This is a genomic window from Pseudomonas sp. Root401, assembly GCF_001425105.1.
In the GTDB taxonomy this organism is placed as follows: Bacteria; Pseudomonadota; Gammaproteobacteria; order Pseudomonadales; family Pseudomonadaceae; genus Aquipseudomonas; species Aquipseudomonas brassicacearum.
In genome coordinates this window covers 185354-194902 of record NZ_LMDO01000066.1, presented here as the reverse complement: position 1 = coordinate 194902, position 9549 = coordinate 185354, and the positions used below count along the sequence as shown (strand labels likewise).

Annotated in this window: 8 protein-coding genes; 6 read left to right on the top strand and 2 right to left on the bottom strand. The window is 63.3% G+C overall.

From position 1 onward, the window contains the following. Positions 1 to 361: 361 nt before the first annotated feature. The 3 genes from ASC85_RS30650 to ASC85_RS30640 are packed head-to-tail and all read left to right on the top strand — an operon-like array spanning position 362 to position 1935. A complete protein-coding gene (locus tag ASC85_RS30650) occupies positions 362 to 778 on the top strand; it encodes an NUDIX hydrolase (protein ID WP_057452583.1) in 417 nt (138 codons plus the stop codon). A 24-nt stretch (positions 779 to 802) separates the two neighbouring features. Further along, positions 803 to 1441, top strand: a complete 639-nt coding sequence (locus tag ASC85_RS30645) for a LysE family translocator (RefSeq protein ID WP_057452582.1) — start codon at positions 803 to 805, stop codon at positions 1439 to 1441. Further along, a complete protein-coding gene (locus tag ASC85_RS30640; protein WP_057452581.1) occupies positions 1438 to 1935 on the top strand; it encodes a GNAT family N-acetyltransferase in 498 nt (165 codons plus the stop codon). Before ASC85_RS30645 ends, ASC85_RS30640 begins: the two co-directional genes overlap by 4 nt. A gap of 105 nt (positions 1936 to 2040) precedes the next feature. Here the strand turns inward: ASC85_RS30640 and metR are convergent, their stop codons facing one another. Then, positions 2041 to 2958: a transcriptional regulator MetR gene (gene metR / locus ASC85_RS30635; RefSeq protein ID WP_003205167.1), complete on the bottom strand. Its 918-nt coding sequence runs from the start codon at positions 2956 to 2958 to the stop codon at positions 2041 to 2043. A gap of 109 nt (positions 2959 to 3067) precedes the next feature. Here metR and metE point away from each other — a divergent pair, with 109 nt between their 5' ends. Continuing rightward, positions 3068 to 5380, top strand: coding sequence for a 5-methyltetrahydropteroyltriglutamate--homocysteine S-methyltransferase (gene metE, locus ASC85_RS30630; protein ID WP_057452580.1), 2313 nt, complete (start codon positions 3068 to 3070; stop codon positions 5378 to 5380). A gap of 309 nt (positions 5381 to 5689) precedes the next feature. Then, positions 5690 to 6709, top strand: coding sequence for an alpha/beta fold hydrolase (locus tag ASC85_RS30625; protein ID WP_057452579.1), 1020 nt, complete (start codon positions 5690 to 5692; stop codon positions 6707 to 6709). A gap of 57 nt (positions 6710 to 6766) precedes the next feature. Here the strand turns inward: ASC85_RS30625 and ASC85_RS30620 are convergent, their stop codons facing one another. Beyond that, positions 6767 to 7675: a LysR substrate-binding domain-containing protein gene (locus ASC85_RS30620; protein ID WP_057452578.1), complete on the bottom strand. Its 909-nt coding sequence runs from the start codon at positions 7673 to 7675 to the stop codon at positions 6767 to 6769. A 160-nt stretch (positions 7676 to 7835) separates the two neighbouring features. On the opposite strand from ASC85_RS30620, the gene ASC85_RS30615 reads away from it, so the two are divergent. Then, positions 7836 to 9467: a 5-guanidino-2-oxopentanoate decarboxylase gene (locus ASC85_RS30615; RefSeq protein WP_057452577.1), complete on the top strand. Its 1632-nt coding sequence runs from the start codon at positions 7836 to 7838 to the stop codon at positions 9465 to 9467. The last annotated feature ends 82 nt before the right edge of the window (positions 9468 to 9549 follow it).

Below are 9549 nucleotides of genomic sequence, written 5' to 3'. Positions count from 1 at the left end.
CTGGGAGCCGATAGGAACGGTGCTGCTGAACCCGGATCGGGAACAGCAGACCGAGAAAAAAGCGGCATAGCAAAACGGTTGACGCGACAACTACCTTGAAAAACGCCGGGTGCCGAGTGGTGGGGCATGAGCGCTTTGGTTACTTTCGACTGGGCCGGCTTCCGGGCTTTTCGAAAGTGACCCGCCGTCAGGGCGGAACCCTAAGTCGCCGTGACTGCAGCAACGGATATACACACCAACCCCAATCGGTCGAAACTGACCACAGGAACTGCGCTGATTTTTAGTCCGCCACCAGGCTTTGCTCCCACCTCTACGCGCTGTAATCTCCCCGGCACTTTCCCGGCCAAGGCTTTGATCACCCATGACCACTTCCCTCATCCGCATCGCCGCCGCCCTGTTGCTCGGGCCGGACGGTCGAACCCTGCTGGTGCGCAAGCGCGGCACCCGGGCCTTCATGCAGCCGGGCGGCAAGATCGAGGCCCATGAACAACCGGTGCAGGCACTGGCCCGTGAGCTGGAAGAAGAGCTCGGGTTGCAGATCGACCCGGCACAGGCCCGTTACCTGGGCGTGTTCAGCGCGCCGGCGGCCAACGAGCCGGGGTTTGTTGTGCAGGCCGAGGTGTTTTTGCTGAGCATCGACGCCCCGGTTTCGCCGGCTGCCGAAATTGAAGAGGTGTGCTGGATCGACCCGGCCGGCGACAGCGATCTTTTGCTGGCACCGTTGACAGGCGAGGTGATCCTGCCGTTTTATCGAGCGACGCTTCTCGCTATCTGCTGATTCACGCCTCAAGGACTGATGCCCATGATTCCATTGCCGGACCTGTTGATTTTCGCCGCTGCCGCGTTGCTGATGGTACTGACGCCCGGGCCGAACATGATCTACCTGATTTCCCGTTCGATCTGCCAGGGCCGCAAGGCCGGCGTCACCTCCCTGCTGGGGGTGGTGGCGGGGTTCTTCGTGCACATGTTCGCCGCGGCCGCCGGGTTGACGGCGGTGTTCCTGGCGGTGCCTGTGGCCTATGAAGTATTGAAGTGGGCCGGTGCGCTGTACCTGTTGTGGCTCGCCTGGCAGGCCGTGAAGCCGGGCGCGCGTTCGCCTTTCGAGGCCCAGCAGTTGCCAGCCGACTCGACGCGCAAGTTGATCACCATGGGTTTCCTCACCAGCGCGCTGAACCCCAAGATCGCGGTGTTCTATCTGTCGGTGTTCCCGCAGTTCATCAACCCGGAACACGGTTCGCTGTTCACCCAGAGCATTATCCTGGGCCTGACCCAGATCAGCGTCAGTTTCAGCGTCAACCTGTTGATCGCCCTGTTCGCTGCCGGCATTGCCTCATGGTTCGTCCACAACCCGACCTGGCTGGCGGCGCAACGCTACTTCATGGGGTTTGTCCTCGGTGCGCTGGCGTTGCGCCTGATGTTTGAGCAACGGCGTTCGGCGTGAGCATCCGACGGTTGAGGGCCGGCGATGCCCAGGCGTATCGCCAGCTGATGCTGCAGGCGTACGCACTGCATCCGCAGGCCTTCACTTCCAGCGTCACCGAGCGGGCCAAGCTGCCTATCAACTGGTGGGAGTCACGCCTGGGCAGCCGGCTCGATGTGCTGCTGGGGGCGTTTGTCGAACAGGAGTTGGTCGGCATCGTCGGCCTGGCCCTGGAGCCCCGGGAAAAAGCCCGGCACAAGGCGCTGCTGTTCGGCATGTACGTCGCCGATGAACAGCGTCATCGCGGGCTTGGCTACCAACTGGTCCAAGCCGTCCTCGCCGAAGCCCGGCGCCATGCCTTCCTGCGCCTGGTGCAACTGACCGTCACCGCCGGCAACGAACCGGCGCTCAAGCTCTACCAGCGTTGTGGCTTCGTCCTGTATGGCCTTGAGCCGATGGCGATCTGCGTGGACGACGAATACCACGACAAAATCCATATGTGGCTCGAACTTTAACCTCACCGCAGATCCCCTGTGTATGGGCTTCTGTGGGAGCAAGGCTTGCCCGCGATGCTTTTTCGCAATCGCCATCGCGGGCAAGCCTTGCTCCCACAGAAGCTATCAGCGCACGGCACTGACGCCGTCGAGTGTGGAGAACGACGTGTCCTTGGCCGTCAGCAAAAAGTCGCGCATGTACGGCGCGTCGAGCATGTCGGTGCGCACCGCCGCATACAACGTGGCAAACAAGCCTTTCTCCCCCAGCCGCTTGGCCTTCACGTAGCCCCGCGAGCTGTATTCATGCAGGGCCCAGTGCGGCATGCCGCAGACGCCGCGACCGCTGGCCACCAGTTGCATCATCATCACCGTCAGTTCAGAGGTGCGCACCTGGGCCGGTTCAATGTCGGCTGGCTCCAGGAAGCGGGTGAAGATGTCCAGCCGATCACGCTCCACCGGGTAGGTGATCAGGGTTTCGCTGATCAGGTCCTCGGGGACGATGTACGCCTTGCCCGCCAGTCGATGCTGGTTGGCCACGGCGAGCATCGCTTCGTAGGTGAACAACGGCACGTAGGTGATGCCGGCCAGCTCCAGCGGGTCGGAGGTCACCACCAGGTCGAGGTCGCCCCGGGCCAGGGCTGGCAACGGCGCGAAGGCGAAGCCCGAGGCCAGGTCCAGTTCGACTTCCGGCCAGGCATCGCGGAACTGGTCGATGGTCGGCATCAACCACTGGAAGCAGCTATGGCACTCGATGGCCATGTGCAGCCGTCCGGCGGTGCCGCCGGCCAGGCGGGCGATGTCCCGTTCGGCGCCGCGCAGCAAGGGCAGGGCGGCATCGGCCAGTTGCAACAGGCGCAGGCCGGCGCTGGTGAAGCGTACTGGCTTGGTCTTGCGCACGAACAACTGCATGCCCAGGCGCTCCTCCAGTTCCTTGAACTGGTGGGAGAGGGCGGACTGGGTCAGGTGCAGGCGTTCGGCGGCTTCGACCAGACTGTCGGCTTCGCGCAGGGCGTGCAGGGTCTTGAGGTGACGGAGTTCAAGCACCGGAGTTGCTCCATGAGTAAAACTTGTGATCAACACGAAAAGGTTGAGTTTGTCTCATGTAGGGTCAGCTGTCGACAATGGCGCCATCTTTTACAGGAGGACGCACACCATGGCCCTGGCCCACACCCTCGGTTTCCCGCGCATCGGCGCCGACCGCGAACTGAAAAAAGCCCTCGAAGCCTACTGGAAGGGCGACCTGGCCCCGGCCGCGTTGCAGGCGGTGGGTCGCGAACTGCGGGCCCGGCACTGGCAACTGCAGAAAGACGCCGGCATCGACCTGCTGCCCGTCGGCGACTTTGCCTGGTACGACCAGGTGCTCAGTCACTCCTTGACCCTGGGCGCCGTTCCACAGCGTTTCCACGGCACCTTGAATGCCCAGGGCCGGCCGACCCTCGACACCCTGTTCGCCATGGCCCGTGGCGCCACGGCCAGTTGCTGCGGTGCCGACCATGGCCAGGCGCAATACGCCCAGGAACTGACCAAGTGGTTCGACACCAACTACCACTACCTGGTCCCGGAGTTTTCCGCCGACCAGACCTTCGCCCTGAGCTGGGAGCAGTTGTTCGATGAAGTGGACGAAGCCCATGCCTTGGGGCATCAGGTCAAACCGGTGATCATCGGCCCGTTGACCTACTTATGGTTGGGCAAGGTCAAGGGCGAGGCGTTCGACAAGCTCGACCTGCTGGAGCGCCTGTTGCCGGTCTACGGGGAAATCCTCAACCGCCTCAAGGCCCAGGGTGTGGAGTGGGTGCAGATCGACGAACCGATCCTCACCCTCGATCTGCCTCAAGCCTGGAAGAGCGCGTTCGAGCGGGCTTATCACATCCTCCAGTACTCGCCGCTGAAAAAACTCGTGGCCACCTATTTCAGCGGCCTGCAAGACAACCTCGGCCTGGCGGTGAGCCTGCCGGTGGACGGCTTGCACATCGACGCGGTACGTGACCCGGAACAACTGGGCCAGGTGCTGGACCGCCTGCCGACCTACAAGATTCTCTCGGTGGGCCTGGTCAACGGGCGCAACGTCTGGCGCTGCGAACTGGAACAGGCGCTGGCGCAATTGCAACCGGCCCAGGAGCGCTTTGGCGACAACCTCTGGGTCAGCACCTCGTGCTCGCTGCTGCACAGCCCGGTGGACCTGGAGCGTGAAGACCGCCTCGATCCGGAACTCAAGAGCTGGCTCGCCTTTGCCGTGCAGAAATGCGGTGAAGTCGCGGTGCTGCGTGATGCCCTGAACGATCCACAGGCCCCCGCTGTGCAGCAGGCCTTGGCCGACAGCCGCCAGGTGCAGGCCAGTCGCGCCAGTTCGGCGCGCATTCACAAACCCGCGGTCCAGGCGCGCCTGGCGGCAATCGGGCCAGAGGACAGCCAGCGGCGTTCACCGTTTGCCAAACGCATCGAAGGCCAGCGCGCCCGACTGAAACTGCCGGCCTTTCCCACCACCACCATCGGTTCCTTCCCGCAGACCCCGGCCATTCGCCTGGCACGCCAGGCCTACAAGCAAGGCAAGTTGTCGGCCAACGACTATCAGGACGCCATGCACACCGAGATCCGCCATGCCGTGCAGATCCAGGAGCGCCTGGGCCTGGACGTGCTGGTGCACGGTGAAGCCGAGCGCAACGACATGGTGGAATACTTTGCCGAGCAACTGGACGGCTACGTCTTCACCCGTTTCGGTTGGGTGCAGAGCTACGGTTCGCGCTGCGTGAAACCGGCGATCATCTATGGTGACATCAGTCGGCCGAGCGCCATGACCGTCGACTGGATCCGCTACGCGCAAAGCCTGACCGACAAGGTCATGAAAGGCATGCTCACCGGCCCCGTGACCATGCTGATGTGGTCGTTCCCCCGCGAAGATGTGTCGCGCCAGGTCCAGGCGCAACAACTGGCCCTGGCCCTGCGGGACGAAGTGCTGGATCTGGAAAAGGCCGGGATCAAGATTGTGCAGATCGACGAGGCGGCGTTCCGCGAAGGGTTGCCGCTGCGTCGCGGGCAATGGCAGGAGTACCTGGACTGGGCGGTTGAGGCGTTCCGTTTGTGCGCGTCGGGCGTGGCTGATGAAACCCAGATCCATACCCACATGTGCTACAGCGAATTCAATGATGTGATCAAGGCCATCGCCGACATGGACGCCGATGTCATCACCATCGAGACTTCGCGTTCGGACATGGAATTGCTGGAGGCTTTCGAGGCGTTCGACTACCCGAACGACATCGGCCCGGGCGTCTACGACATCCACTCGCCACGGGTGCCAGACACGGCCGAGATGGTTGCGCTGATGAGCAAGGCGGTAAAACGGATCGCCGCCGAGCGGCTGTGGATCAACCCCGACTGCGGGCTGAAAACCCGGGGCTGGCCGGAAACGGAAGCGGCACTGGTGAACATGGTGGCGGCGGCGCGGCAGTTGCGTAGCCAGCTGGCCTGAAGCTGACGCCTGGGCGGGTACCTGTGGGAGCAAAGCTTGCTCGCGATGAAGCCAGCGCGATTTCTCTGGAATCGAGGTGCCTGTATCGCACAGATACATCCTTACCCACAGATACATCCTTACCCACAGATACATCCTTACCCACAGATACATCCTTACCCACAGATACATCCTTACCCACAGATATATCCTTCGCGCAGGCAACCATTCGGCAATCTTCATCAAACTGTCACGCAACTGTGGCAGCGCGCTTGAACAAACTTCATCAGACTCGCGCTCTACTGGGGTTCTGCGTTTCGGTGTTTCTTCATGCGTGTATTCATTTTCCTGGCCGCGTTGTTTTTCGGCCTGCCGTCGATGGCGGCTTCTCGGTGTGACATCAATGTTGCGACCCAACGGGTCGATCTGGATCAGGTGAGCCTGGCCTACCAGAGCGTTGGCCGTGCTTCGGATCCGGCGCTGTTGCTGGTGATGGGCCTGGGTGGGCAGTTGATCCATTGGCCGGACGAAGTGGTGGTCGCCCTGTGCGAACAGGGTTTCCGGGTGATTCGCTACGACAACCGCGACGTTGGCCTGTCCACTTGGCGCCAGGCCCCGGGCAGCGCCAACCTGACCTTCGAAGCCCTGCGTTATAAACTCGGTTTGCCCGTGGCTGCGCCTTATACCTTGACCGACATGGCCGATGATGGGCTGGGGTTGATGGATGCCTTGCAGGTGCAAAGCTTCCACGTATTGGGCGTGAGCATGGGCGGGATGATCGCCCAGCACATGGCCGCCATGGCGCCGCAGCGGGTCGAAAGCCTGACCCTGATCATGAGCAGTTCCGGTGCCGAAGGCTTGCCTGCACCCAGCGCCGCGCTGGTGCAGTTGCTGTCGCGGCGCAGTGCGCCGAATCGCGAAGCGGCCCTGCAGCAACAGGCCGATCTGCTGGCCGCGTTGGGCAGCCCGATGGTGGTGGATGATCGCCAGGCATTGCTGCATCAGGCCGCCGTGGCCTATGACCGGGCCTTCAACCCCGAAGGCGTGAAGCGCCAGATCATGGCGATCATGGCCGAGCCGAGTCGGGTGGCACTGCTCAATCAACTGCGGGTGCCGACCCTGGTGGTCCACGGCACCGCCGATCCTTTGCTGCCGGTGATGCACGGCGTGCATCTGGCGGCGCATATCCAGGGCAGCCAGTTGAAACTGATCCCGGGCCTGGCCCATCGCTTCCAGGACGCATTCAAGGCGCCGTTGCTGGGGGCCGTGTTGCCGTATCTGCAGCAGCATCGTGAGGACACGTCGCACTGGGCGCAGATCGAGCCGGTGCAGGCGCCGAATCTGCTCTGATAACCCTGATTGATCGCTCCCACGCTCTGCGTGGGAATGATCAAGACCGCGTCGCCTTCATCGCGGGCAAGCCTTGCTCCCACAGGACCGCGCCTGTGCCTGCTCCACCAACCACCCCATCAATTCCTGCAACGGCCCCGACACCTGGGGTTTGTGCGGGTGCACCAGGTGATAACCCAGGCCGGTCTTGACCTTCAGTTCGAACGGCATCACCAGCCGGCCGGCGCTCAGGTCGTCGCCGATCAGCGACCAGTCGCCAATCGCCACGCCCGTGCCTTGGGAAGCCATGGACATCGCCAGATCCAGGGTTTCGAAATGCTGGCCCTTGCTGACATTGCTTAAATGCACATCGGCCGCCGCCAGCCAGGCGTTCCAGTCGCGCTCGTCACGGGTGGGGTGCAACAGCAAGTGTTGTTGCAGGTCGGCGGGTTCACGCAGCGGCACCGGCCCTTCCAGGATCGGGCGAGAGCAGACGGGCGTCAGTTGTTCATCGAACAGATGCACGCACGCCAGCGAGGCGTCGGGTGGTGGGCCATAGACCACCGCGGCGTCGAAGGCTTCGCGCTGGAAGTCCACGCCGTGCCTGACCGTGGTGGTCAACTCCACCGGCACGTCCGGCCGCTCCTTCTGCCACTGCAGCAGGCGCGGCAGCAGCCAGCGCATGACACAGGTCGGGGCCTTGAGTTGCAGGGTCTGGCGTTTTTCGCCGACCTGCTCGACCGCGTCCCCGATCAGGCTGAACACCTGCTGTACCCGGGGTAGCCACGCCTGGCCCTCGGCGGTCAGGCTCAGGCCGCGTGCCTGGCGCTGGAACAGCGCATAACCCAAATGATCTTCCAACCCGGCGATCTGCCGACTCACCGCGCCTTGGGTGATGTGCAGTTGTTCGGCGGCCCGGGTGAAGTTGCAGCATTGGGCCGTGATCAGAAACGTGTGCAGCGCCGGCAGCGGGGGAAGTCGTTTCATTTCGGATCCAAGCCATGACGTGAGGACATGGCTAGTATGACTTTTTATCCATTGTTGCCGCTATGATCGGACCGTTCCAATAACGCCATTCCCAAGACAAAAAAGGGTCCCGCCGCAGGCTGTGCGAGGCCCTTTACACGACAAGAAAAAGGCAATGGCAATGGCGACGTGCGGCGAAGTATTGGTCAAGTTACTCCAAGCGTATGGCGTGGAGCAGGTGTTCGGCATTCCTGGCGTGCACACCGTCGAGTTGTACCGCGGGTTGGCCCGTTCCAGCATCCGCCATGTGACCCCGCGTCATGAACAAGGCGCAGGCTTCATGGCTGATGGTTACGCCCGGGTCAGCGGCAAGCCCGGCGTGTGTTTCATCATCACCGGCCCCGGCATGACCAACATCACCACCGCCATGGGCCAGGCCTACGCCGATTCGATCCCGATGCTGGTAATCTCCAGTGTGCAATCACGCAACCAGTTGGGCGGCGGACGCGGCAAGTTGCATGAGCTGCCGAACCAGGCTGCATTGGTGGGCGGGGTGGCGGCGTTTTCCCACACGCTGATGTCCGCCGCTGAATTGCCCGGCGTGCTGGCCCGGGCGTTCGCCGTGTTCCAGGCTGGGCGCCCGCGGCCGGTGCACATCGAAATTCCGTTGGATGTTCTGGTCGAAGACGCCGATGCCTTGCTCGCCAGCGTGCCGGTGAACATCAACCGCGCCGGTGCTGCGCCGAGTGCCGTGGCGCAAATGGCGGCAAGGCTGGCATCGGCCAAGCGGCCATTGATCCTGGCCGGCGGCGGCGCCCTCGACGCGGCGGCCGAATTGACTGAACTGGCCGAACGTCTCGGCGCGCCAGTGGCGTTGACCATCAATGCCAAGGGCCTGTTGCCGTCCCGGCATCCGTTGCTGATCGGCTCCACCCAGAGCCTGGTCGCTACCCGGGCGTTGGTGGCCGAAGCGGATGTGGTGCTGGCCATCGGCACCGAACTGGCCGAGACCGACTACGACATTACCTTTGCCGGCGGCTTCGAGATTCCCGGTGCGCTGCTGCGCATCGACATCGACCCGGACCAGACCGTGCGCAACTACCCGCCGCACCTGGCGCTGGTGGCCGACGCCCGCGTCGCCGCCCAGGCCGTGCTCGACGCCTTGAGCCTGCACCCCTTGGCCGAGCGCCGTGACGATTGGGGCGCGACGCGTGCCGCCCGGTTGCGCGCCGATCTTCAAGGCAGTTGGGACGCGGCGACCCGCGCCCAGACCTTGTTTCTCGACACCGTCTTGCAAGCGCTGCCGGAGGCGGTGTTCGTCGGCGATTCGACTCAACCGGTGTACACCGGCAACCTGACCTTCAACCCGGGCCAGCCACGCCGCTGGTTCAATTCATCCACCGGCTACGGCACCCTCGGCTACGCCTTGCCGGCGGCCATTGGTGCCTGGCTAGGTGGCAAGGACCGGGGCCACGGTCGCCCGGCGGTGGTGTGTTTGATCGGCGATGGCGGGTTGCAGTTCACCCTGCCGGAACTGGCCAGCGCCGTGGAAGCGCGCACCCCGGTGATCGTGTTGCTGTGGAATAACCAGGGCTACGAAGAGATCAAGAAATACATGGTCAACCGCGCCATCGAACCGGTGGGCGTGGACATCTACACCCCGGATTTCATCGGCGTCGCCAAGGCCTTGGGCTGCTTTGCCCAAGCCATCGAAGATGTGCCGTCACTGCTTGCCGCGTTGCTCGCTGCCCGTGATCGGCAGGGGCCGACGTTGATTGAGATCGACCAAGGTGTTTGGACGTCGAAGTGTTGAGGTGTTTTTACCGGCCCCTTCGCGAGCAAGCTCGCTCCCACAGGGGATCTTCAGTGAGCACAGATTCTCTGTTCACAACAGA

What these genes read in the sequence shown, in the direction of transcription:
- ASC85_RS30615 (WP_057452577.1), top strand. Translation starts at nt 7,836, where the DNA reads ATGGCGACGTGCGGCGAAGTATTGGTCAAGTTACTCCAAGCGTATGGC.
- ASC85_RS30645 (WP_057452582.1), top strand. Translation starts at nt 803, where the DNA reads ATGATTCCATTGCCGGACCTGTTGATTTTCGCCGCTGCCGCGTTGCTG.
- metE (WP_057452580.1), top strand. Translation starts at nt 3,068, where the DNA reads ATGGCCCTGGCCCACACCCTCGGTTTCCCGCGCATCGGCGCCGACCGC.
- ASC85_RS30620 (WP_057452578.1), bottom strand. Translation starts at nt 7,675, where the DNA reads ATGAAACGACTTCCCCCGCTGCCGGCGCTGCACACGTTTCTGATCACG.
- ASC85_RS30625 (WP_057452579.1), top strand. Translation starts at nt 5,690, where the DNA reads ATGCGTGTATTCATTTTCCTGGCCGCGTTGTTTTTCGGCCTGCCGTCG.
- ASC85_RS30650 (WP_057452583.1), top strand. Translation starts at nt 362, where the DNA reads ATGACCACTTCCCTCATCCGCATCGCCGCCGCCCTGTTGCTCGGGCCG.